17 protein-coding genes are annotated in these 24,661 nt (G+C 43.4%); 7 read left to right on the forward strand and 10 right to left on the reverse strand.

Features of this window, described 5'->3' with window-relative positions:
- Positions 1-27: 27 nt before the first annotated feature.
- Both BEL04_RS11115 and BEL04_RS11120 read right to left on the reverse strand, forming a co-directional pair.
- Complete coding sequence (locus BEL04_RS11115; RefSeq protein WP_066003734.1) at positions 28-444, reverse strand: OsmC family protein; 417 nt, start codon at positions 442-444, stop codon at positions 28-30.
- Between the two features lie 87 nt (positions 445-531).
- Complete coding sequence (locus tag BEL04_RS11120) at positions 532-1,383, reverse strand: AraC family transcriptional regulator (RefSeq protein WP_066003736.1); 852 nt, start codon at positions 1,381-1,383, stop codon at positions 532-534.
- A 483-nt stretch (positions 1,384-1,866) separates the two neighbouring features.
- Here BEL04_RS11120 and BEL04_RS11125 point away from each other — a divergent pair, with 483 nt between their 5' ends.
- From BEL04_RS11125 to BEL04_RS11145, 4 genes are all read left to right on the forward strand, one after another.
- Positions 1,867-2,865: a hypothetical protein gene (locus BEL04_RS11125; RefSeq protein ID WP_139113009.1), complete on the forward strand. Its 999-nt coding sequence runs from the start codon at positions 1,867-1,869 to the stop codon at positions 2,863-2,865.
- A gap of 460 nt (positions 2,866-3,325) precedes the next feature.
- Complete coding sequence (locus BEL04_RS11135) at positions 3,326-4,708, forward strand: glycoside hydrolase family 43 protein (RefSeq protein ID WP_217493637.1); 1,383 nt, start codon at positions 3,326-3,328, stop codon at positions 4,706-4,708.
- Positions 4,709-4,741: 33 nt separating this feature from the next.
- Positions 4,742-6,820, forward strand: coding sequence for an NPCBM/NEW2 domain-containing protein (locus tag BEL04_RS11140; RefSeq protein ID WP_066003747.1), 2,079 nt, complete (start codon positions 4,742-4,744; stop codon positions 6,818-6,820).
- Between the two features lie 5 nt (positions 6,821-6,825).
- On the forward strand, positions 6,826-8,217 hold the full coding sequence (locus BEL04_RS11145) for a glycoside hydrolase family 43 protein (protein WP_066003748.1): 1,392 nt from the start codon (positions 6,826-6,828) through the stop codon (positions 8,215-8,217).
- A gap of 164 nt (positions 8,218-8,381) precedes the next feature.
- Here BEL04_RS11145 and BEL04_RS11150 read toward each other — a convergent pair whose 3' ends face one another.
- From BEL04_RS11150 to BEL04_RS11185, 8 genes are all read right to left on the reverse strand, one after another.
- Positions 8,382-8,957, reverse strand: coding sequence for an RNA polymerase sigma factor (locus BEL04_RS11150; RefSeq protein ID WP_175404060.1), 576 nt, complete (start codon positions 8,955-8,957; stop codon positions 8,382-8,384).
- Between the two features lie 186 nt (positions 8,958-9,143).
- The gene (locus tag BEL04_RS11155; RefSeq protein WP_066003752.1) at positions 9,144-11,651 is read right to left on the reverse strand and encodes a zinc-dependent metalloprotease; all 2,508 of its coding nucleotides are present in this window, start codon (positions 11,649-11,651) and stop codon (positions 9,144-9,146) included.
- Positions 11,652-11,682: 31 nt separating this feature from the next.
- Complete coding sequence (locus BEL04_RS11160; RefSeq protein ID WP_066003754.1) at positions 11,683-13,920, reverse strand: DPP IV N-terminal domain-containing protein; 2,238 nt, start codon at positions 13,918-13,920, stop codon at positions 11,683-11,685.
- A 67-nt stretch (positions 13,921-13,987) separates the two neighbouring features.
- A complete protein-coding gene (locus BEL04_RS11165; RefSeq protein WP_139113010.1) occupies positions 13,988-15,085 on the reverse strand; it encodes a thioredoxin family protein in 1,098 nt (365 codons plus the stop codon).
- 28 nt (positions 15,086-15,113) lie between these two features.
- Positions 15,114-16,073: a putative zinc-binding metallopeptidase gene (locus tag BEL04_RS11170; protein WP_066003758.1), complete on the reverse strand. Its 960-nt coding sequence runs from the start codon at positions 16,071-16,073 to the stop codon at positions 15,114-15,116.
- Positions 16,074-16,107: 34 nt separating this feature from the next.
- Positions 16,108-17,661, reverse strand: a complete 1,554-nt coding sequence (locus BEL04_RS11175) for a RagB/SusD family nutrient uptake outer membrane protein (RefSeq protein ID WP_066003761.1) — start codon at positions 17,659-17,661, stop codon at positions 16,108-16,110.
- Positions 17,662-17,677: 16 nt separating this feature from the next.
- The gene (locus BEL04_RS11180) at positions 17,678-21,295 is read right to left on the reverse strand and encodes a SusC/RagA family TonB-linked outer membrane protein (RefSeq protein ID WP_066003763.1); all 3,618 of its coding nucleotides are present in this window, start codon (positions 21,293-21,295) and stop codon (positions 17,678-17,680) included.
- 181 nt (positions 21,296-21,476) lie between these two features.
- On the reverse strand, positions 21,477-22,652 hold the full coding sequence (locus BEL04_RS11185) for a FecR family protein (RefSeq protein ID WP_066003766.1): 1,176 nt from the start codon (positions 22,650-22,652) through the stop codon (positions 21,477-21,479).
- A 276-nt stretch (positions 22,653-22,928) separates the two neighbouring features.
- Between BEL04_RS11185 and BEL04_RS11190 the strand changes: the two genes are divergently transcribed.
- From BEL04_RS11190 to BEL04_RS11200, 3 genes are all read left to right on the forward strand, one after another.
- Complete coding sequence (locus BEL04_RS11190) at positions 22,929-23,771, forward strand: AraC family transcriptional regulator (RefSeq protein ID WP_066003768.1); 843 nt, start codon at positions 22,929-22,931, stop codon at positions 23,769-23,771.
- A gap of 94 nt (positions 23,772-23,865) precedes the next feature.
- Positions 23,866-24,234, forward strand: coding sequence for a SnoaL-like domain-containing protein (locus BEL04_RS11195; RefSeq protein ID WP_139113011.1), 369 nt, complete (start codon positions 23,866-23,868; stop codon positions 24,232-24,234).
- A gap of 3 nt (positions 24,235-24,237) precedes the next feature.
- On the forward strand, positions 24,238-24,660 hold the full coding sequence (locus BEL04_RS11200) for a hypothetical protein (protein ID WP_066003775.1): 423 nt from the start codon (positions 24,238-24,240) through the stop codon (positions 24,658-24,660).
- The last annotated feature ends 1 nt before the right edge of the window (position 24,661 follow it).

Genomic DNA, 24,661 nt, shown 5'->3' on the forward strand with positions numbered 1-24,661 from the left:
TTGAAGAGTGCTGTAATGAAAAAAAGATTAAGATACCAGGCGAGCGTCTGAACTAATGGGTATGTTCAATACTTTCGAGATCAAACAATTTTTCTCCGCACCGTTTACGATAGCTTCAAACTCAGCAGCATCGACACCCGGTACCACGCCTGTAATAGCCAGATGGATACTTGTGATCGCAACACCTTCCATTACTAAGGTGGCTTCGGTATCCAACGATGTAGGGTTGAATCCTTTTTCTGTTAACGCCAGGCTAACCGCCATGGTAAAACATCCGGCATGTGCAGCGGCTAACAACTCTTCCGGATTGGTGCCCTTTTCTTCGCCGGTAAAACGGGTTTTGAAACTGTAGTTGGTTTGGTTTAAAATTTCGCTTTGGGTACTTAACTGGCCTTTACCTTCTTTAATGGTGCCTTCCCAATGTGCTTTTGCTGTGCGTTTCATGTTGTTTATGATTTAAATTTTGATCGTCGATATTGACAATACAAAGGTGCAGCACAGCCGGGAAACGCGTTTTGTGATTCAGGTCAATTACTTGGCAATTTGGTTCAGCCGGTAATGGGTTGGCGAGAGGTGGTATTTATCATGAAAGCTTTTGGTAAAATTAGCCAGATCATTAAACCCGCAATTATATGCAATGTCGGCAATGCGGTTATCAGAAGCCAAAAGCAGTTCTGCGGCTTTTTCCAGCTTTTTGTTCTTGATATAATTTGCAGGCGTATCGTTGTATAATTTGGCAAACTCTCTTTTAAATGACGAAACACTTAAATTAGTTTTTTGCGCCAATTCTTCAATGTTGATCTGAGCAAACAGGTTGGCTTCAATAATTTGCTTGAAGGAAAACTTTGCAGGTGAAAAAAGCTGGGATAAAATAACCTGAATGGTTTCAACCTGCTGCGTTTGGGATAATAAAAGGATGATCTCCTTCAGTTTTAAGATCAATATCTCATCATTTACCAGTGATGGGTTCTCAAAATAAAAAAGCAATCCCTCAATATATTTCTGGATCAGAAACTCATTATTGATCCTGCCATGCGATTGGTTGGATATGGATTTGCCTGGTTGAATTATCGCCGGCAATTCTCTTTCATAAATTTTCTTTAAAATTTCCGGGTGAAAGGTAACGATGACTACTTCGCCCGCGCTGGTGTCTCTGGTATTACGAATTTGTTTCCCGGAGTTAAGGCAATTCAATAACAGCGAGTGATTAACAGGAATATCCGTTTGGTCATCCTCAAATTGAAACTGCATTTCGCCCTGCAAAACATATAAAAAGCAGGCACGTTCTTCCACCGGAAAATCATACGCAAAGGGAGGTTTTACCACCAACTTTTGGAGGAAAGGCTTTCCAAGCAGATCGATTTTTTTATAGTTGCTTTGCATTTTCTTAAATACTCCCCACGGGAGTGTAAATTTGAATAGCTAAAATACCAAAAAAACGGGTGCTTGCGGAGTATGAAGCGTTGCTTGTGCCTAAATACTTATACCTCGTTGGTCCGGATGGGTTATTAAAAACAATATCATTTTGCAAATATTTTAAATCCCGGACACACAAAAACCTATTTCCAGTTTTTACTGGAGCTAAATTGGAATATGCCTGTAAGCTGCTGGTCGATAATAGGAGGCTTATTAAACAAGTATGTTACGAAAGAGGCTTCAATAACTTTGCCAGCTTTCATAAGTCCGCGGCAACATCAAAGAGAATTTGCATAAATTGCTCATATATAAGCCAATTAATAAAAATATCGGTCAGGGAAAACCTTTTAAATTTGATCTGTGCAGCGCAAAATTGCTGATTAGAATTTAACACAACTTTACCCCAAAAAGAAAAGTAAGATTATAAATTTTAATTATTAAACCGGATATATGATGAAATACAAAAGCGCGATTTTAACATTATTCTTGAATGTGTTTATAGCGCACAAAGTTGTCGCACAATCCGCTCCGGATTCGTTGCCGGCATTACCGGGTTCAGGATTAAACCAGCACCCTTTTTTGTATGCCGGCGAATGGCAGGATCATAAAATGACCGACCAAAATATGTATATTGTTAAAAACGGAAAGGTGGTTTGGACATTTGTAATGGGCACCTATGGAGAGTATGGCGATGCAACAATGCTCTCTAACGGGAACATTCTTTTTTCGCGCTTAAGCGGCGCTACCGAGATAACCCAAAGCAAAAAAGTGGTTTGGAATTATGAGGCCCCGTATGGCGCTCAGATTCATACGGCGCAACCTATTGGCCTTGACAGGGTTTTTATTTGCCAGAACGGGCTCCCCGCCAAGGCTCTTATTATCAATATAAAAACGGGGAAGGTAGAAATGGAGCATGTTTTACCTACCAAATCAATTACCGATTCTAATACCATACACGGGCAATTCAGGCATATCAGGTATACAAATGCAGGTACTTACCTCATTGCCAACCTGGGGCTTGGAAAAGTAGTGGAGTATGATAAGGACTGGAAAGAGCTCTGGTCGGTTGATGCTCCGTCGGCCTGGGCGGCAGTAAGATTGAAAAACGGAAACACATTGATAAGCGGCAACCAGCATGGCTATGTTCGCGAGGTGAACCCCAAAGGAGAGATTGTATGGGAAATTAATAAAAACGACCTGCCCGGGATAACCTTATATACTGTGCAGGAGGTAAGCAGGCTGGCCAATGGCAACACCGTGATATGTAACTGGTATGGCGGTGTAAAAAAAGCCGACTGGAAAAAGGTTGTGCAGGTAATTGAAGTAACTCCTGATAAAAAGGTAGTTTGGGCGCTCCGCCAATGGGCCGATCCAAATCTGGGCCCGGCATCCTCTATTCAATTGCTTGATGAGCCTGGTAAAGCAGAGAACGGCGATATCCAAAGATAACATACCGGCTACCTGTTAGAGGGGTTTGCGGGGATAAGTGGAGATGTAATTAAGCTTAGTCAGCATCATTGTATTATTTGAAATTACTTCAAGATCTTCATAAAAGTTCGAGAATTGCCGCGTTCCCGCTACCGGTAAGATTAATGCAATAAGCCTATAAATTTATAGCGTTTATTGCATTTTTCGTTTGATTCCATTTTGCTTAACCAGGTACGCTTCCCCTCCTTTCCTTTAACTTGATTGAATATTGCGATGGCTTGTACGTCGATTAGCCTGAGCATCTTTGTACGGTATTGAGAGAATCCTACCGTCGCCGTAAATCGTTCCTGCAACCTATATAGATTGCACCTGTTGAACATTCGAGCTATTTTAATAAACATATATAGCCGTATCGTAAAAAGAACAGGCTTAGCTTTGCCTAAAGCATTTAATCAAATTGAGTATTGCTTTTACCAATATAATGATGAACAGAATTTGGTTTACACTTTTACTGCTATCAGCTTTTGGCTTTATGCAGCCAGGCCAGGCACAAAATCCTATCATTCAGACCAAGTACACTGCTGATCCGGCACCGATGGTATACAAGGATACCGTCTTCCTGTACACCAGCCATGATGAGGACGACGCTTTCGGTTTTAAGATGCGAAACTGGTTATTATACACTTCAACTGATATGGTGAACTGGAGAGACCGGGGTATCATTGCGTCACTAAAGGATTTTAAATGGGTCACTACCGACAATGGCGCCTGGGCGCCACAAATTATCGCCAGAAACAATAAATTCTACATGTACTGTCCCATGCCTGGCTTTGGTATCGGTGTGCTGGTAGCTGATAATCCATATGGGCCATTCAAAGATCCTATCGGTAAGCCGTTGATCAAAAACAGCAGTGACGATATCGACCCGACTGTTTTTATTGATGATGATGGCCAGGCCTATCTGTATTGGGGAAATCCGAATTTGTATTACGTAAGGCTGAACGGGGACATGATTTCTTATTCGGGATCTATTATCAAAGATCCAACAATTGCCAAGGTTAAAGGCATGCCCGATCCGTATCACTACCAGGAAGGCCCCTGGGTGTGGAAGCGTAATGGGCGGTATTACCTGGCCTATGCTTCTACTTGCTGCCCCGAAGGTATCGGGTATGCTACGAGTAAAACACCCGCCGGCCCCTGGGAATACAAAGGGATGATTATGGACGGGGATAAACGATCCAGTGGGAATCATCCCGGGATTATTGATTTCAAAAATGAATCGTATTTGTTTGGGTTCGATTATGCCATTTTGAAGCAAAACATGTCTAAACATTATGAGAGGCGCTCGGTATGCCTGGAAAAAATAACCTACAATCCGGATGGTACCATACAAAAATTACCTTTTTGGTCTAAAAATGTTGCGCAGGTTGGCACGCTTGACCCATTTAACCGTGTCGAGGCAGAGACAATGGCATATAGCGAAGGGTTGAAGACAGACCTGCAAACCGAATGGGAACGAAATGTATCCTGGGATAAAGGAAAAAAAATTGCCGACCGGATTATTTTGACGAATATCAACAATGGCGATTTTACCAAGGTGCAGGGCGTTGACTTTTACAGGCAAGCTACCTCTGTTGAAGTAAGCGTAGCATCGATGGATGGCGGCCGTATCGAATTTCATGCAGATAAGATTGATGGGCCGCTGATAGCCAATGTCGAAGTTACGGGCAAAGGAGAAGGCGATGTTTGGAAAACGCTAACGGCTCCGGTTAAAAAAATCAGCGGCGTTCATGATTTGTATATTGTTTTTAAAGGTCAGAAAGAGTTATTTTACTTTGATTGGTGGAAATTAAACAGTAAATAGCCACCACACGTTTTACCAGTTTTTTCTTAAAATATGTTTAAATCAGAAATATTCAGAACGTTATCCGGTATCAGAACAAGCCTTTTTTTCGCTGTTTCTCTTCTTTTTAATGTCGAAGTTTCGGCGCAACAGCCAACGCAAACCGTATGGCTGGATGACCTGGATCTGAGCTCCGCCACGCAGGGGTATGGAGTGCCAAAACGGAATAAGTCTGTCGACGGGCACCCGCTCACCATTGCAGGAATAACTTTCGCGCGTGGCTTTGGCAGCCATGCAGCAAGCTTGCTTACCATCCTGACCGAGGGTAAAGCCAAATCGTTTACGGCGAAAGTTGGTATTGATGATGAGGTAAAGGGCCAAAAACCCGCTGCCGAATTTATTGTAGCCGGCGACGGCAAAACATTATGGGCCAGCGGAATAATGCACCTTGGCGATCCTCCTAAATTGTGTAACGTTGCACTCGATGGCATTAGCAGGGTAGAGTTAATTGTTACCGATGGCGGTAACGGTGAGTATTACGACCATGTAGATTGGGCCGACGCAAGTTTTGAAGCCACAGGAGTAACCGGTTTCAAAACGTATAACCCCATCAGCAGCGAACCATATATTTTAACGCCTAAGCCGGCGGCATTTCCTAAATTGACAGGGGCCAAAGTATTCGGCGTTCGTCCGGGATCGCCATTCTTGCATTTAGTTACTGCAACCGGCGACAGGCCCATGAAGTTTTCAGCCTACCATTTACCTAAAGGGTTACAGATCAATTCTCAAACGGGGCAGATTACGGGGGTACTTACCCAGCTCGGAACTTACATGGTCCTGATCAAAGCAAAAAACGCCAAAGGGATCGCCGAAAGGCAGCTTAGGATTGAGTGCGGCAACCGGATCGCCCTCACGCCGCCAATGGGGTGGAACAGTTGGAACTGTTTTGCCCAGGAAGTATCGGCCGATAAAATAAAAAAGGCGGCCAACGCCCTGGTTAAAACCGGGTTGATCAACCATGGCTGGACCTATATCAATATCGATGATTTTTGGGAAAATAACCGGAATTCCAAGGATTCTTCATTGCGTGGGAAACTACGGGGCGAAACAGGTGATATTGTACCTAACTCCCGCTTTATCGATATGAAAGGCCTTGCCGGTTATGTGCACGGACTGGGACTGAAGATCGGGCTTTATTCGAGCCCCGGCCCGTGGACATGCGGAGGCTGCGCAGGCAGCTATGGCCACGAAAGGCAGGATGCAGCGCGTTATGCCGAATGGGGCTTTGATTATTTAAAATATGATTGGTGCAGTTACGGCAACGTGATCGACGGGCTTCCCGGTGACGACCCGTATCAGATATCTTCTCTATCATACAAAGGAGGCGATAAGTTGACTACCGCTGTTAAACCTTTCAAAATAATGGGCGACTATCTTCGCCAGCAACCACGCGATATTGTTTTCAGCGTGTGCCAGTATGGTATGTCGGACGTCTGGAAATGGGGGGATTCTGTAAACGGCAACTGCTGGCGAACCACTAACGATATTACCGATACCTGGGCAAGTGTTAAAAATATCGCTCTGGCGCAGGATAGAACAGCGCCATATGCAAGGCCGGGTAATTGGAACGATCCGGACATGCTGGTGGTTGGGCAAGTGGGTTGGGGAAACCCGCATCCAAGTAAATTGAAACCCGATGAGCAATATTTACATATCAGCCTTTGGAGCCTTTTTGCGGCGCCGTTGCTGATTGGTTGCGATATGGACAGGTTAGATGATTTTACCTTAAACCTGCTCACCAATGATGAAGTAATAGAAATAAATCAGGATCCCCTGGGCAAGCAAGGCACCTGCCTGCAAACCATCGGAGAACTGCGGATTTATGAGAAAGACCTCGAAGACGGCAGTAAGGCGATAGGGTTCTGCAACTTCGGTATAGATCGCGTCGACCTCTCCTACCAGGATTTTAGGAAGCTTGGCCTGCAAGGACGATTTAATGTCAGAGATGTATGGCGGCAAAAAGCGGTGGCTACAATCGAATCCCAGAACGGTAAATTGCAAATCGAGGTGCCGCCTCATGGCGTATTATTATATAAATTTTCACCTGTGACTAAACTAACACATAAATATTAAGAGCAATGAATAATGCAAAGCTGAAAAGAAGAGCCACCCCGGCAATTTTTTTGCTTGCTGTGCTGGCCACATGCGCAGGCTTACAAGCACAAAATCCTGTTATTCAAACCCACTATACGGCCGACCCGGCGCCGATGATCTATAACGGCAAGGTTTACTTATACACCAGCCATGATGAGGACACTACTGTTCGTAATTTTTTTACCATGAACGACTGGCGCTGCTATTCATCGGCCGACATGGTTAATTGGACCGATCTTGGCGCCGTATTATCATACAAGGTATTTGACTGGGCAAGGGGCGACGCCTGGGCGGGGCAATGTATCTATCGTAATGGCAAATTCTATTATTATTTGCCCGTAAACCAAAAAAATGGTGGAAATGCTATAGGAGTGGCCGTTTCCGATAGCCCGGCCGGGCCTTTCAAAGATGCGCTGGGAAAACCACTGTTGGTTGGATACGGTTATATCGACCCGACAGTTTTTATCGATAGTGATGACCAGGCTTATTTATATTGGGGCAACCCGAATTTATGGCACGTGAAATTAAATGCAGATATGATTTCGTACGACCAGAAAACGGGTGTGGTAATGGAAAACATGAATGATATGAATTTCGGCCACCGCGAAAAAAAAATAAATAGCCGCACTGCCGATTACGAAGAAGGGCCCTGGCTGTTCGAGAGAAAATCAAAGTATTATATGCTTTATCCGGCCGGAGGCGTGCCTGAACACTTGGCCTACTCAACCAGCGATAGCCCTCTCGGGCCCTGGGTCTATAAAGATACCATTATGCATGTAATCAAAAATCGCGGGGCCTTCACCAACCACCCGGGTTACATAGAATACAAAGGCCAGCCTTACTTGTTTTACCATAATGCAGGCCTGCCCGGCGGTGGCGGTTTTAAGCGCTCCGTTTGTATTGAGCCTTTTCAATTTAATGCGGATGGTTCCATCCCATTAATAAACCCTACTAAGGAAGGTGTTACCAAGAGCGCGGCCCCTTTAAATCCTTATAAAAAAGTAGAGGCCGAAACTATTGCGTGGTCAGAAGGGGTAAAAACAGCCCAGGATGCGGCAACAGGTGTTTATGTGACCAGGATTAATAATGGCGGCTATATCAAAGTGAGGAGCGTTGATTTTGGCAGAGGTGCAGTATCTTATGAAGCCCGCATCGCCACGGCTTTAAATGGAGGGAAGATCAATCTTCATATCGATACGCCCACCGGGCCATTGATCGGGACTTTAAACGTTGCATCCACAGGTAATGATGCCGTTTGGGCAATTCAAACCTGCAATGTGACCGGCATAAAAGGGATTCACGACCTGTTTTTCGTTTTTGAAGGTGGTGATGGCGACCTTTTCAATTTCGACTGGTGGAAGTTTAACGCTAAATGATAAAGTAGAATTTAAAGGAATGATGAATTTTCCCATATTATAACCAATAAAGGTTTATTGGTTAATTTGAATTTACACTTTTTAGTCGGGTGTATGACCGAAAATTAGCGGCCGCGGCCCAAACGGTATCCACGGATAATATTACGCTTTAATAATCACTTAGCTTATTGTTTTTTTATGAGATCAATTAAAATAAGCAAAAACAGGATTTCTGAATTCGGGGTGATCTTCAGATTTCGCCGCAGGTACTGTGTCGTTTCAGAAAGGTGGTTTTTAATAGTGCTCTTTGACAGGTTCAACTCCCGGGCTATTTCATCATGACTGAGATCCTCATATTTGCTTAATTGAAACACTTTTTGTTTTTGAGGAGATAATTGGGCTATAGCTTTAGCAATTAAGGAACGTAATTCCTGCGTTTCGATGCGTTTTTCGGCATTGTTGGTATGATGCTGTATATTCTCGGCAAGCAATGCGATTAAATTCGTTTCTTTAGCTAATTTCCGAAGATAATCGATGGTTTTATTACGGGCGATAGAAAACAAATAGGCCTGGGGCATCTCCACATTCAGTAATGCAGCGCGGTTAACCCACAATTTCATAAAAACGTCCTGAACTATTTCTTCAGATACCTCTTCCGATTTAGACATTTTAAAAACATAAGCAGCAATGCGGTCAAAATAGACATCATAAATCGTTCTGAATGCCATTTCATCTCCTGCTGCTATCTTATTAAATAACAACCTTTCTTCGTATGGTTGAAGCCGTCGCACCAATCGCTAATTAACAGTATATCAATGTATAAATTAACATGCAATATAAGAAAAGGCACATTAATTTGCAATTTATTTGCAATTAATGTGCCTTTAAAGCCGAAAATGGGTTTCCTATCGAAAATTTTGCTCACTCATGGGATTAGTCGTATCATCCTACCCTTTAATTGTTAATGCAGCATCAATTTTGCCCAGCATATCATTAAGATGGTCACGGGTTTGTGTATCATGAATTGCCGGTAATGCTCTCCTTATTTTTACCCGTAAATGTATCAACTCCGCTTTAGCGATACTGTTTAGATCAGATCCCCTTATCACAAGCGTAGTCGCTGGTTTTACAATAGCACAAATTTTATCTAAATGGCTTCTCTGTAAATTGCGGCGATAGATGCTTATCGGCTTTTTAGTAACCAACTCTGTCCATATATACTTATCCAGATCGTTAAACATATCCGTTACTTTATAGGTTGTAGGGTCCATCGCTTCCGCTGCAAGCATCCGGTTTATCCTGGTACCGTTAAATAACCTTACCAATGCACTTTCCTGCAATGAGGTGATGATCTCAATCGGCGAACTTCCGGTATAATCCAGTATCCGTTTATCAACTACCCAAAGTGGGGGAGTAAATACCTGCCTATTCAAAAAATCCATTGCCTCTTTTTGTGTTGCAGCAGGTACGACTGAGTAAACCGCGCCGGCTTGCTCAACCGACTTTGAATCTACATACCTGCCGCCAACGTTTTTCAATACATGGCCAATGTACCGGCTAAATTGATTAAATACCTGCTCGTGCATGTTTTGCAGCTCCTCATAACTCTCATTGTCCTGCCTGGTCCATTCGGGTAAGTGGAGCATAATCCTTTTCAGGTTTTTTATGCCGTAGTCGCTTGCTTTCATGGCGTTATCGCCGATATCCTCGCTTTGCATACGCGGGTCTTCGGTGTTGTTTTCACTCCCGAACCAATAACGCCTGTCGGCGGATTTAGCAATGATCCATTTGTTTAATATAGGTATTTCCTGATCTGCATTTTTCGCTTCAGGTATTAATTTATAACCCCATTCTATGGCCCACTTATCATATTCGCCAATCCGCGGGAATATGCCGATCTCCGAGATATTATCTTCGGGTTGGGCTACATAATTAAAACGGGCATAATCCATAATGGATGGGGTATGGCCATTCGCTTCTACCCAGGCCTTATCCCTCAGTTTCTCGACCGGGGTTGATGAACTCGACCCGAAATTGTGTAATAAGCCCAACGTGTGGCCAACCTCATGCGAAGAAACAAAACGGATCAACTGCCCCATTAACTCGTCATCAAACTGCATTTTCCGTGCTTTAGGATCTATAGCTCCGGCCTGAACAAAGTACCAGTCGTGCACCAGCTTCATAATATTGTGGTACCAGTTGATATGCGTTTCTATCACCTCGCCGCTGCGCGGATCCGTAATATGCGGGCCGCTTGCATTAGGAATGGATGATGGCTTATAAACCAGTGCCGAGTTGCGTGCATCATCTAAACTCCAGTTTGGATCTTCCTGCGGCGTAGGGGCTGTTTTCCCAATGATAGCGTTTTTAAAACCAGCCCTTTCAAATGCAGCCCGCCAATCGTTAATGCCTTGTATCAGATAAGGTACCCATTTAGCGGGCGTTTCGGGGTCAATATAAATAACGATCGGTTTTTTAGGCTCAACTAACTCGCCTTTTTTATACTTCTCTATGTCTGCATCTTTGGGTTCCAGGCGCCAGCGCTCTATAACAGAAACCCGCTTGATACCCTGTTGGTTGATATCAAAATCGGTATAGTCAGAACTGAAATAACCTACCCTGTCATCTGCATATCTTGCCTGCATAGGTATTTGAGGCAGCAATACAATCGAAGTGTTTAATTCGACAGTTACAGGCTTAGGGGTGCCCTGCGGTACGGGTGCAGCCACGCCATTTGTACTTTGCATAGCATTGCCCATAGCCCTGAAATACGTTTTGACTGTTTTTATCTCAGTGTTGATCGGGAAGGTCTTTACGTCGAGCAGGTAAGATTTATCGGCCTGGTATGCGCCAACTCCAAACTTTCCTTTGGCCGATCCGAAGAAAAAGAGGTCATTATCCCCGTTAATAATATCCGTCATATCAATTACAGCGGTTTGCCGATGTGTTAACGAGTCCTTTTTATAAGCTTTTACATCAAAAGCCAATGCAATTGGCTGAACATTAGAATTGCTTACAGCTTTAAACATCGCCTGGGTCGAATCTTTAGAACGCTCGCTGTATGATAGCTCGCGGATAAATAGCTTATTGTTTGGCCCCTGTTCAAACCTGACTACCGTTTGGTTAAGCTCATCGCCGGCATAACCGGTCATCGCGGTCGTATTGCGCATATCTGCACCTGCTTTTGCAAGGCGGCTAACTATCAGAATATCCCTGTTTAAAATGCTGTCTGCGATCTCAAAGTAAACTTTGTCTTCAATTTTATGAACTGTAAACAAGCCCACAGTGGTTTTGGCCTTAGCCGTTATAATATCTTTATATGGTTTAGGAGCGGCTTTAAGAGTTGCGGGAACTGCCTGGCCGGGTGTTGCAGGCGGGCGGTTAGCAGCTTCCTGCGCGTTAGCGACAACGCCGATGCCAAGAGACAAAAAAGTAAGTAAAGCGATCTTGTTCATTTATAATTATTTTTATTTAGTAGTTAGTGTGCTATCTGTTATCAGCAGATACGCTGTTTTCGAGTAAGTACTTAGCGAAATATTGCCATTTTTTATGTTCAAAAAAGGTTTGATAAACCTCGTCGTAATGGTGCGACTGGCCCGGCAAAACCAGCATATCAAAATCTTTATTTGCCCTGATCAATGCATCAACCATCCGGTAGGTGTTTCCTGGGTGGACATTTTGGTCGGTTTCGCCGGTCACTAATAAAAGGTGCCCTTTGAGGTTTTTGGCGAGGGTTTGATTAACGTCGGTTTTAAATTTAAACGATGTTTTAACAATGCCTACCTTGGTAGTATCATCAAACTCTTTTATCCCCTGGTAGCCCTCGCCCCAATTGCGGTTATATATGTTATCATCGTGGTTGCCCGACGATGCCACAGCTACCTTATAAAAACCGGGGTAAGTGCATATTGCAGCAGTGGCCATCATCGCCCCTCCCGAATGACCGAATATGCCAACGCGGGTAATATCAATGTAGCTAAAACGCTGGGCCAGCTGTTCAAGGCCGTATTTATCGTCCTCTAACGGAGCATCGCGCAAATTACCATAGCCATAGGTAGCATACTTTTTACCCCGCAAAGGCGACCCGCCGCGATGCCCCATGCAAACTACAATGCAACCCAGTTGAGCAAGCGGAGCATTATCGTATTTATCAAATACGGTAAAATCGGTCCAAACGGTTTCTGTTTGCGGGCCGGGGTATACCTGCGAAATGACCGGGTATTTTTTTGAAGGGTCGAAATCGAATGGCTTCCACATAATACCGTACAAATCTGTAACGCCATCTTTTGCCTTAATCGTAAACGGTTCGGGTGTGCGCCAGCCATAATCAAACAGTTTTTTAAAAGCAGGGCGTTCAAGCTCACATATCAGTTTTCCTTTGTTGTTACGTAAAACAGTGACCGGCGTTTGATTTATGCGCGAGTAATTGTCTAAAAAATAGTTTCCGGTACTTGAAAAATATACCTGGTGCGAGGCGTCTTCGGGGGTTAAAAGAATTTGTTTTTTTCCATCCAAAGTTGTTTTGTATGCATGCGGATAATAGGGGTTGCGCCCAGGCTCTTTACCATAACCGTAAAAGTAGATGGTATTTTTTGCCGTGTCGATCCGTAGTAGCTTACCTGCAGTCCAGTTGCCCCGGGTTACCTGGTTTAGCAGGCGGCCACTGCCCGAATAATGGTAATAATGCCCCCAGCCCGAGCGATCTGACCACCACAGGATGTCTTTGCCTTTATCTAAAACAGAAACATTAAATAGCTCATCGTTAATATAGGGCTTGCTTACTTCGTTAATAATTACCCTTACCGCTCCGGTTTGCATATTTGCGGCACAAAGCTCAATTTCATCGCGGGTTCGTTTTTTTCGTAAAAAAAACAGTTCTCCAGCCTGGGCATCGGCTTTAACCACAGATAATTCCTGATCGGGCCATTTGCCGGCATCGACTTTAAGCATTTTTCCGGTAGCGGCATTGCCAATAAACAACTCGTACTGTGTAACATTTGCATCGCCGGGTAACTCGTATTTATAGGTTTCTACCCTTGGCCTCGGGAAAGCAAGAGAATATACTAACGATAATGTTTTTACCCTGCGGTTATCTTTGCGTATAACATAAAAACACCCGGTGTTGCCAAGCCAGATAGCATTACACAAGGTGTTTTTGTTATTAAGGCTATCGCCCTCGTTAATATCGAATGAATAATAAGGCGCAGCGTCATGCGATAAGGCAATTTCACTGTTGTCGCCATTTTTTTTGAGGTAAAGATTAGATCTGCGTGCATACAAAACCCACTTTTTATCAGGCGATACCGTGCCCATTATTGCCGGTGCCGGATGAAAATTTTCTTTAGGTAAAGCACCAAGCTTATGTTCATAAAAATCATAAGCATACTTGCTGCCTTTGTAATTAAGTTCGACAGTTGTTTGATTAGCCGTGGCATTAAATGGCGGGTTTACAGTTAAACCTGTCGAATCAATGTGTTCATTCCGGAGTTCCGCCAGCTTTTTTAAGATAAAGGGCCTGTCAACCAAAAGGGTTTTAACTCCCTTTGCGGGATCGACGTAGTAATAATTTTTTCCGGCCTCGTCATCAAAAATAAACCAGAACCGGTCGCTGTTTTTAAAGAAGAAAGGTAGCACCCTGTCGCTCCCGACGCGGCTTTTCAAGTTTGCAACATCGTATTTTTCGGCAGCGGCAAAGTTGGCTTGCTGAGCCCGCAGACCTGGCATTGCTGATAAAAAAATGACTTCAATAAAAAAGCAACTGCGCAGTATCGTATTTAGAACTATCCGCATTTTAATGTTTGGCTAATGGTATAATTCTATCGTCCTTGGCTGTAAGGATAACGTTATCCATCGCTTCCTTATACGCCAGGCGAGCCTCAGGAGAGCCCTTTTTTGAATACGACAACATGTATGTGAATACGATCGACTGGTTTTTTTTGCTCAAAATGGCAAACTTGTCACGAAATAAGTGAGCAAGTCCAACAGTATCTTTTTGCCCGGCAGCCTGTGCCATATCCATCATAACAATCAGGCCTTCCTTGTTTTCCAACTCGGTAGCTTTTATTTGGGTCCGATAGTTATCAAATTCAGCTTGTTGATAAGGATGATCTTTACCGCGACTATTTTTAAAATACCAGCCGTGTAAACAATATTCTGCCGTTTTCCTGTACATATTATCCAATCGCTCCTGTACAGCTTCTTTACCGTTTACCGTCGCAAACTCGCGCCAATGATCTGCCAGATAATTAAAATTACGGCTGTGCACGTCAGACACATACATGGCGTATCTGTTATTGCTAAACAGGTACCAGTTTTCGGGTAATAGCTTTTCTGCAGGCGATAACATGTCAAAGTACTGCTCAGCAATTTGTGCGCCTTCCGTCGTTTCCATCATATCGATTTTAACTTTGATGTATTCCCTTAAAAAATCTTTGGAGCGGTTACCATCGGCATACATTTTATTCATTACTGCCACCCTGTTTGACGGATTTTGCCCTTCTTTTATCTTTGCTACAAATTCTTTCGCGCTCATGGCGCCTACAAATTTGTACACCAGGTTACCATCACCATCCAACAATAAAAATGATGGGTAGGCCTCCACGTGGTATTTGATATGGGCAGCTTTACCCTCACCCTTTTCCATGTCCAGCTGCACATTTACAAAGTTTCTGTTAAAAAATGCGCCAACGGTATCTATGGTAAATACGTTTTGAGCCATCTCTTTACACGGGCCGCACCACACGGTATAACAATCAACAAACACCAGTTTATCTTCATTTTTTGCTTTGAGTAATGATGCAGATAGTGAAGATTTTTCGAATAAAATACCGTTGTTTTGCGCGTTGGCAACGCCGGCGATCAGCATTAGTAACAATAATATCCTTTTCATATTTTTCGTTTTATGACAGCTTTTATACCTATCGCCCGGCGTAATTGCCGATAGCCTGCAGGTCAACACCGTAATTGTTTATAAAATAATTCCTTACGATGTTGTAGCGCTGCCTTATCTTTCCGTTAGTGTCTTTCGTAACATTTAATATGCCGGTAAAAGAGCTGATGGTATTTGCCTGGCTTTTATTGAGCGTAGCCTCGGTACAGGTTACCATGGCCTGCATATATTGCGCCCAATCCAATTGCGATGTTACCCCGCTATATGGGGCAATTATGCCGGCTGTATAAGCCGTAGCGGTACTGGTATAGGTTACGCCATAATTGGTTATAGCGGTAAAATCGGCTGTTGGGGCACTTAAATTACGTGTAATGATGCTTTGCATAAAAATGAAGTTCACTTTTTTGGCAAACGCGATCGAATCTTTTTGTGCCATAGTTGCCGCCGATGAATTGCCATAGCCAACACACAAGTTATCGTAGTTATACCAGGCGCCCACATAAGTATCAACCCTTGCATATGTTATAGGAGGGCCAAATGAAACTACTTTTGAATAAACAGAATCAACCGTATTGCACAACATGATCTTAACCGGTAAAAACTGTTTTAAAAACTTATCGCTGTAAAAGCCAAACCATAATTTATTTAAAACTACCAGCTGCCTGGTGATATAGTCGGACGAAGTGGTATCTGCCTGGGTTGCCAAATATCCGGTCGACCAAAAATTGGCCGTTGTAGTGCTTAATACCGAATTTTTCCAGCCGAGCGGTGTCCAATAAGTATCCTTATCGCTGAATTTATACAGCAGGTAAACCCCATATTTGCTATAAAAATCGACGATGGTTTTGTCGTATGGATGGTTGCCCTGTGGTACAGTATAACCAATATTCTGATCGGAGGCCACAAGTGCTGCTTCTTTTTTGCACGATTGAAACAGTAACAGCATACTTAACAATATGCTTAGCGAAATACACAGATTCTTGTACATGTCTTTATGTTTTTAAGATGAATAAAACAGTTCCTTATCTTGGATTTTGTTGAAGATTATAATTACGCGCTACCACATCATAGGGGATGGGCAATGCATAGATCAAATTGCTTCCGGGATTTAAAGTATACGATGTTACTGTTCCGTAAGGGTCGGTATAGCTGTGTGTAACACCCAGCCCCCAGCGTTTAATATCAACCCACCTGAAGTTTTCCTCGAGGCAAAGCTCTCTGCGGCGCTCATCCTGTAAAAACTTATAGGCCAGGGTGGCATCTGTAAAAGTAACCGGCACATAAGCGGTATTACGCGTATCGTACCTGTTTTGGCGCAGGTAGTTAAGGTCTGACAGGGCCTGGGTCATATCTGCACCTTGTGCAGTTTTCATATACCGCCTTATGCAGGCCTCGGCCCTGTTCAGATAAAGTTCGGCAACGCGCATACCCTGTGCGCCATAGGTCTGCGATCCTATTTTACCGGTCCGCATAACGTACGAAGGGGTGCCTGTATAACGTGTAAAATAGGTTTTATAGCGCAGGTCGCCCATGTTGGTTGTTCCGTTGCCCTGATCATACAACCCCAGTAACGAAGATGATGGCGTAAATGGCGGCACTAAAACAAGAACATTGCCGGTTGAAACATAAAAATTGGCTATACCGGTGTTTTGATTAAGGCCATATGACCATATCACCTCCTGGCTTAAGGTCTGATCGTATATGCCAGCCGTACTTAGTGCCGTTGCCGATGTAAAATAAGTTGACAATTGGGTAACACTTGGCTTAATTGCCAATGCATTATTGGCATACAGTATCACGTTATCCATATCCTGATCGCGGCCCATGTACAGGTATAATCTTGATAATAAAGCATAAGCAGCAACATGGCTTACGCGGAACACGGATGGCGCTGTATAGTTGTTTTTCAACAGGTCGGCAGCGGTTAACAGATCAGCCTCTATTTGTTTATAAACCTCTGCAAGGGTATTTCTTGCAGGGTAAACATCGCTAACCTTTGACGTCAGAATCAAGGGTACACCCAGGCTTCTTGCAGGATCGATACCGGCCCCGCTATAGGGCTGCCCGTATAAAGTAACCAGCTTGAGGTAATAAAAAGCTCTCAAAAATAAAGCCTGACCAATTATGGCATTTTTAGCCTGGGCGGTGCCCGATACGGAGTTGATATAATCTAACACCACATTGCAGCCTTTAATTTTGCCGTAATAAATGGTCCATGAGTTTACGCCCGATAAATCAGACACGTTTGAGCCAGCGGTACCCGAGATATTATCAAACATGTACGGGCTCCAGGTAAATATAGGGGTGCCGTTATTAGAAAAAGGCAGATAAGTAGGGTTGGGTGCTCCGTTTAACTGCTGCACGCCGTTGCTTTGTATATCGTCGGTAAGCAAATCGGTATACGTATCTGTAACCTGTATATATGGATAGGCATCGCTGTACATTACCGACGCCAGATCATCGGCAGTGGTAGGTTTTAACTCGTCCTGGCTGGATTCGGCCAAAAACTTTTTACACGAGCCAAGCGGTAAGCTAACCGTCAAAACCAATAGTGTGTATATGATATATTTTTTCATGTCAATCTATTTAAAATCAGAAGCTTACATTTACATTTAATGAGTACGACCTTACACGCGGCTGGCCCCCGGCAGCAACTTCCGGGTCAACGCCATTAAAATCTTTGCTTACAATGGCAAAGGGCTGTGAAACACCTGCGCCGGCCCTGATGCTTTTGCAACGCAGGGCGGTAACAATTTTGTCGGGCAGCGAGTAACTCAGGTTAATGCTGTTACACCGCAATTCGGAAGCGTTAACCACCCTTGCTGTGCTATAGCTGTACATTTCATAAACATTGGTATAGGTTTTACCGTCGGGCAATAAAATTCCATTACCAACAGTGGCATCGGGCAAGCCGGGTATTGTCGCGGTAGTGTTGGCCGGCGTCCAACGGTTTAAAATACTTCTCGACAGGTTATCAAACTCAGATGGTACACCATTGGTCAGGCTATATAACGGAGCTAAAAATTTCTTTCCGCCAACCTGCAGGTTAAAATTTGAACCTAAGGTTAGTTTTTTGTACCTGAAATTCATGCCAATGCCACCGGTAAAATCAGGATCGGCTTTACCAACATACTTCATGTAAGATGTGGGATCGGTCACCGGGGTGCCATTAGCAGCAACCTGTAGGTTAATGGTCGGGTAACCATTAGCCGGGTTAATCCCGGTAAAATCAAAGGCCCAGAGACCCGATACAGGGTACCCTTCTTTGTTAAACGCGCCCGAAGCTGCAGTGCGCCAGGTAGCATTTACCTGGAAACCCGATTTAACCAGATCACTGAAGTTTTTTGCGGTATTCAAACTAACCGTCCAGGTAAAGTCCCGGGTACGTACCGGGGTAAAACCAGCACTAACCTCGAAGCCCCTGTTGGTTAACGAGCCGCCATTAATAGGCATACTGGCCACGCCATACTCCGCCGGTACCGAAAGATAAGTAACCAGGTCGCGGGCTGTTTTTTGGTAATAATCTATACTTGCCTGCACCTTGTTTTGGAATAACGACATATCAAAACCAAGGTTAGTGCTGATGGTTTTTTCAAACCGCAGATCGGCGTAGGGCAGCGAGCCAACAGTGAGTAAATAATCTCCGGTAAACTGGTCTGTAACGGCCGCCGCCGGAGAGGTTGGAATTTTCAGGATCAGATCGGGGCTTACGTTGGTTACCACATTGCGTTGATATCCCCAACTGGCCCGCATGCTCAAGCCCGACAGCCAATCGGTATGTTCAAACCATTTTTCGTTGGCAATGTTCCACCTTAAACCACCGGCCAGTACCGGGTTAAATTTTTCCTCGGTATACTGCCCAAACCTGTTAGAACGATCGTTCCTGACGCTGAAATTCAGTACATAGCGGTTATCATACGAGTAATTTAACGTAGCGTAAACGCCAACGTTGTTTGCAGTCCTGTCTGTTTTGTTATGAATCTGTGCATCAACCAGGGTATTGGCTGCTTTTGTGGTGGCGCTGGTTGAAATTTGAGACGGAACTATAGCAAATGTTAATCCCCGATCTCTTAAATAACCATAGGTCGTCGCCGACATCCCAGTATAGTGCGAACTATTAAATTCTTCGCCTATTAATGCTGTAAAAACATGCTTGTTATGGATTGTTTTTGTATACGACAAGCTATTACGCCAGTTCCATGACAGATTCTGATTGTCATCAGCATTGTATTCTCCACCTATAGGGAGCTTGCTGTTTAAATAGGCAAAATCTGTTGGTTTAACGGTACCATAATCGTAATTACGAATACCGGCGATATAACTTGTTTTTTCGGTAGCGTAGGTATTACCCGAAGTTGACGAATTGTTTAAGCTATACAACGATTGCAAGGTAAGCCCTTTGATAATATCGTACCTCGCCGAAACATTGGCATTGAACGCCTGCTGTTTGTTTGACGAACCCGAATTATTCAACTCATTAATTATATTGTATTGCCTGCCCGCACTATTGGCATAATAAAATAAGTTATCCGATTGGTCATAAGCCGGTATTACCCTGCTTGTTTTTGATGCATAGCTGTAAGGATCGGTAAGGTAAAAGCCGTCGGTGGTTCTGCTTGATGCTGACAACTTTGCCGAAATGTACAGCTTGCTGTTTACCTGGGTTGAGATGCCAAAACTGCCGGTGAAACCACTGAGGTCGTTACCAATTGCAGTCCCGTTGGTTGAATTATAACCGAAAGAGCCGTAATACCGCGTGTTGGCATTTCCGCCAGATATACTAACATTTTGACTAACACTTAACGGTGTACGGAAAAGTATGTTAAACCAATCGGTATTCAGCGTTTCGAGGTATTTTACCTGTGCGTTAAATTGAGTGTATGTTATACGGCCAAACAGGTAATCGTTTAAGGCACCGGCAAAACCAACACTGGTATTAAGGTTTGTTCCGCCAACTAAGCCCCGGTTATATATTTCCTCAGAAACCCCGATACGTTCCTGCGAGTTCATCAGGTTTAACCGATCGTAAGTAACCCTTTCGGAAGTATTTACAGTAATGCCATAGGTAATAACCGGCGGGCCAACCTGCCCCTTTTTGGTGGTAATAACAATAACACCATTTGCCGCCCTTACACCATATATGGCCGTTGCCGAAGCATCTTTTAATACGGTGATTTCATCAATATCATTTGGGTTAAGCCAGCCTATCGAAGATCCTACATAATCTCTGATGTAATCAAAATTATCTTTTGTGGCGTTACCGGCATTGCCTAAAGTAGTGCTTAGTACCGTTGCCTTAAAAGGCAGCGGGTCTTCCTGTATAACGCCATCAACAACCCAGATCGGTTCCTGTGAGCCAAGCAGGGTTGATGTGCCTCGTACCCGCACTTTTTGCCTGGTACCCACCTGCCCGCTTTGGTTGGTAACTACAACACCCGGAAGTTTGCCTTGAAGCGCTTGCTCAAGGGTATTTGTTCCGTCAAAGTATAAAGCGCTTGCTTTAATGCTGCTTACTGCGCCTGCAATATTTGACGATCTGAGGTCCTGATAACCGGTCGAAATAACCTGTACATCGCCTAAATGAATAACTCTCCGGGTTAGTGTTATAACCAGGTCATTACTTTTATCATCTACAATAACTTCTTTGGCATTATAATTTATTGAAGAAAAAACCAGGAAACTTCTTATGGGGGCCGAAATATTAAACTTGCCGTCTTTGTCGGTTGTGGTGTACTGAGTAGTACCCCTCACTAATACAGTTATTGCGGGCAAGGGCGCACCGGATGAGTCTTTAACAAATCCCTTAACGAGGATGTTTAGCCTGGGGTCGACAGTAATCTTTTGGGAAGGCCTTGCAATCACCGTAACCTGCTTACCCTGGATTGCATAAGTAAATGGCTGGTTTTCAAAACAGGCATCGAGCGCTTGCTTTAAGGTGACTTTATTAAGGTCAATAGTTACCGGCTTGCTTTTTTCGAGTATGCTATAATTATAGAAAAACACAAAACCGGTTTGTTTGGTTATCGATTTAAAAACGGTTTTTAAAGGTGTGTTTTTAACCGATAATGAAACTGTTTGGGCCTGTGCTTTTACTAAGAATGCCGAAAGCAAAATAATAAACAAACAAAGTGATAACTTTTGTATCGGAGATTTATTAAATGATAAATGCCGTTTAAAATACCGGTCGTAAAAAGTAAAGTTTTGAGTCATATATTTATAGTTTTAAATCAATTAAGCAGTTCTTTTTTCAGAAAAAAACAGGCAAAAAACCTCCTTGCTGCATATTTTACCCTATGCAGGCCGTCATTGTCATGCTGTTATCTGAAATTTTATATTGGCTGTTACGCCATTACCTATTCTTTTGTATTTATATAAATACCACCAGATTTTTTTATTCTGTAACGGTTACTGTTTTTCCATCAATTTTAAAACGAACCATGCTTTGTTCAAGCGTATGTAAAACCTGGCCCAAAGAGGCATCGCGGGGCATGCTCCCGCCAAACTTATCCCGGGTAACCTTTCCCTCAAATTTTACATCCACATCATACCACCTTGATAATTGCTTCATCACATCATGTATATCCGACTGTTCAAACTGGAAGTAACCATTATGCCATGCCACAGCAAGTTCTGTATCTGTTTCTTTAACTGCGATAGTGTTATCTGAAAATAAAGTAGTTGATTGCTGTCCCGGCATCAGCACCGCCGCTTTGGCGCCTTTGGATATTCTTACCTTCCCCTGTAACAGGGTTGTCCTTACAGTATTTTCGTCATCGTACGCATTTATATTAAAATGGGTACCCAATACTTCTACGGTTTGCCCCTTTGTAATTACTCTGAAAGGTTTAGCCGCATTGTGGGCCACTTCAAAATAAGCTTCACCGGTTATTTCAACCTTACGCTCATTAGCAGCAAATGTTGAAGGATATTTAATGGATGACGATGCATTCAACCAAACTTTGGTACCGTCGGATAAGGTAACATCCCATTGGCCGCCTTTTGGGGTTTCGATAAGATTCATATCCACATTATCGCTGTTTTGCAAAACCGGAGAAGTGTTATAAACAATTTGCCCGTCGGTTGTTTTAGTAATAATTGCGGCACCCTGTTTCGCGATCTGCCCTTTTTGCGCATCTTTAAGCGAAATAGATCTTCCGTTAGCTAATATTAAAGTTGCTTTGTTGCTTCCCGGCGCCACATCATTCCTGAATTCGATATTTGAAGCCGATGCAAGCTGTTGTTTGGGTTCGCGGTTTTTTATCAGCAATACGCTGCCAATTGTAAAAACAACTGCCGCCGCAACCGATACCCTGAACCAGACACGTTTATAAAAAGGAATTATAGCTGCCGGCCTGATAATGTTATTGAATATTTTTTCCTTATCTATGCCCGGTGTGGCATCATCCGGTTTTATGCCCGCCAATATCGAATCCATAGTAGTTTGCAGGATAGTGTCATGCGCATCCTGCCCCATCGCTTCGAACAATTCAAGCAGCTCTTGTTTTGTACAAGCTTCACTTGCGTATTGGGTTAGTAAGTATTGTAATCTATCTGTATTTACCGCCATAAAGGATCTTTAAAAAGTTCAGAATTTGATGTTTTATAATTTACAATTTCTTAAACTATACATGAAAGACGGTACAGAAAGAAGAAAGTACTGCCCCCGATAAAATATTTTTTCGCGTTCCCGAAAACGCGTAAACAACATAAGCTGCTTTCACCCTTTTCGCAGAAGCAGAATTACCTGATGAACACGATGTGGAGCAAATCCAATTGCCAAATTCAACCAAAGTTTTTCAATTTGGCTTTTTAAGTAGATTTGTATAGTAGCGCGTTGCAAAAAATGATAATCAGCCGGCAGCATTTTGACTTAGGGAACAAACGGGTAATTGAAAAATTCATCATCAGGACACCTTTCCGGCTTGGGGCAACGTTTCAAAACGAAGCTTGCTTTGTGTATTTCAAAACCGGGGGGACGTTTTTGTCATCACCTACTGAAAGATTAGCCATAGGCGCTACTGAAAGTGTCTTATTGGATTGCAGTAACTACTTTGCCGATTTTATACCAAAAGCACCACCGGCAACCATTGAAGTTTATGCGGTACACTTATACCCTGACCTGCTCAGGGAAATTTATAAAGATACCCTGCCCCAGTTCGTAAAACATAAGGCTACCGGCCAACATGCGAAACTCATTGCAAACCACAGTGTCATCCATCATTTCATCGACAGCCTGGCCTTCTATTTTGAAAATCCCGGCCTGGTCAATTCAGAGCTGCTGCTATTGAAAATAAAGGAACTGATCCTTTTGCTGTTACAAACCAAAAATGCCGCTACCATAGCAGAATTAATAACTAACCTTTTTTCTCCCAGGCAGGCAAATTTGAAAGACGTGATCCAACATCATTTGTACGCTGATTTCTCGATGAACGAATTAGCACAATTGGCCGGCCTTAGCCTATCCTCCTTTAAGCGGGCGTTTAAAAACATTTACCAGGATACCCCTGCCAATTATTTGCGGGCAAAAAAAATGGAAAAAGCGATCGAACTGCTTAAGCAATCCGACTATTCGGTAAGTGAGATCTGTTTTCAAACCGGATTTAGCGACGCTTCCCATTTCACCAAAGTATTCAAAAAACACACCCGGCAAACGCCTTTGGCTTTTAGAAATGCCCATAGGCCATAACGATCCCTCCGTTTGAACCTGATTGACCATTTATTGAACCTTATCGCCAAGCCGGTTCATTATCGGGGTGATAATTTTGGGATAAGAAAAATATATGATGACAACACAGGAAGTTGCTAACCGGTATTACGGGCTGATGCTGGAAAATAAAAGAGAACAGATCGTTGATGAGCTTTATGGGCAGGACATCATCTGCAAAGAACCCGAACATGCCCTGGCCATGGGAATCCCGACGACCACCAGAGGGTTAGAGGCGGTAAAGGCTAAAGCCAAGGCAAGGGCAGCAATGATAGCGGAAATCCATGGCGATTTTTGCAGTGAACCGCTCATAGCCGGCAATTTTTTCAGCGTTGTGCTGGGCAGGGACCTCACGTTGAAGGGCAAGCCCCGTATGAATTTGCAGGAGATCGGTGTTTTTGAGGTAAAAGAGGGAAAGATCGTTTCAGAGCAGTTTTTTTATTGAAAAATGAAAGTTATCAAATTAATTTCCTGGTTCCTGGGCATCGCCATGCTGATGTTCGGTATTTTAAAAGTTTTAAGCCCAACCATCAATGGCTGGTTTGCTGTTCAGATGAAAAACAGTGGCTTGGCAGCGTATATTCCTATGTGGGTAGGTATTGCAGGCGAAATTATGGTTGGATCGGCATTTATATTTTGTTTGGTGACAGACAAAAATCTGGCAAAGAAGAAATTTAGGTTGGGCATCTTGCTGGCCTCTGCTGCCATCATTCCTATGATGCTTACCGCGATCTACGTTCATTTACAACCCAATGTTCCGGCAGCAGTTTTACCTTTAAAAATAAAACCGCCATTCATTCCTGCTGTTTTCCTGCTGCTTGCCTTGACCAATATTTACTGGATACAGCGCCAAATAAAAGACACTGATTAGG

It is taken from the genome of Mucilaginibacter sp. PPCGB 2223, from assembly GCF_001705515.1.
Classification (GTDB): domain Bacteria; phylum Bacteroidota; class Bacteroidia; order Sphingobacteriales; family Sphingobacteriaceae; genus Mucilaginibacter.

Excerpts from the sequence above, each read along its gene's own strand:
- BEL04_RS11165 (WP_139113010.1), bottom strand. The coding sequence starts at position 15,085 with ATGAAAAGGATATTATTGTTACTAATGCTGATCGCCGGCGTTGCCAAC.
- BEL04_RS11200 (WP_066003775.1), top strand. The coding sequence starts at position 24,238 with ATGAAAGTTATCAAATTAATTTCCTGGTTCCTGGGCATCGCCATGCTG.
- BEL04_RS11120 (WP_066003736.1), bottom strand. The coding sequence starts at position 1,383 with ATGCAAAGCAACTATAAAAAAATCGATCTGCTTGGAAAGCCTTTCCTC.
- BEL04_RS11175 (WP_066003761.1), bottom strand. The coding sequence starts at position 17,661 with ATGAAAAAATATATCATATACACACTATTGGTTTTGACGGTTAGCTTA.
- BEL04_RS11195 (WP_139113011.1), top strand. The coding sequence starts at position 23,866 with ATGATGACAACACAGGAAGTTGCTAACCGGTATTACGGGCTGATGCTG.
- BEL04_RS11185 (WP_066003766.1), bottom strand. The coding sequence starts at position 22,652 with ATGGCGGTAAATACAGATAGATTACAATACTTACTAACCCAATACGCA.
- BEL04_RS11115 (WP_066003734.1), bottom strand. The coding sequence starts at position 444 with ATGAAACGCACAGCAAAAGCACATTGGGAAGGCACCATTAAAGAAGGT.
- BEL04_RS11135 (WP_217493637.1), top strand. The coding sequence starts at position 3,326 with ATGATGAACAGAATTTGGTTTACACTTTTACTGCTATCAGCTTTTGGC.
- BEL04_RS11155 (WP_066003752.1), bottom strand. The coding sequence starts at position 11,651 with ATGAACAAGATCGCTTTACTTACTTTTTTGTCTCTTGGCATCGGCGTT.
- BEL04_RS11180 (WP_066003763.1), bottom strand. The coding sequence starts at position 21,295 with ATGACTCAAAACTTTACTTTTTACGACCGGTATTTTAAACGGCATTTA.
- BEL04_RS11125 (WP_139113009.1), top strand. The coding sequence starts at position 1,867 with ATGATGAAATACAAAAGCGCGATTTTAACATTATTCTTGAATGTGTTT.
- BEL04_RS11170 (WP_066003758.1), bottom strand. The coding sequence starts at position 16,073 with ATGTACAAGAATCTGTGTATTTCGCTAAGCATATTGTTAAGTATGCTG.
- BEL04_RS11140 (WP_066003747.1), top strand. The coding sequence starts at position 4,742 with ATGTTTAAATCAGAAATATTCAGAACGTTATCCGGTATCAGAACAAGC.
- BEL04_RS11145 (WP_066003748.1), top strand. The coding sequence starts at position 6,826 with ATGAATAATGCAAAGCTGAAAAGAAGAGCCACCCCGGCAATTTTTTTG.
- BEL04_RS11190 (WP_066003768.1), top strand. The coding sequence starts at position 22,929 with ATGATAATCAGCCGGCAGCATTTTGACTTAGGGAACAAACGGGTAATT.
- BEL04_RS11160 (WP_066003754.1), bottom strand. The coding sequence starts at position 13,920 with ATGCCAGGTCTGCGGGCTCAGCAAGCCAACTTTGCCGCTGCCGAAAAA.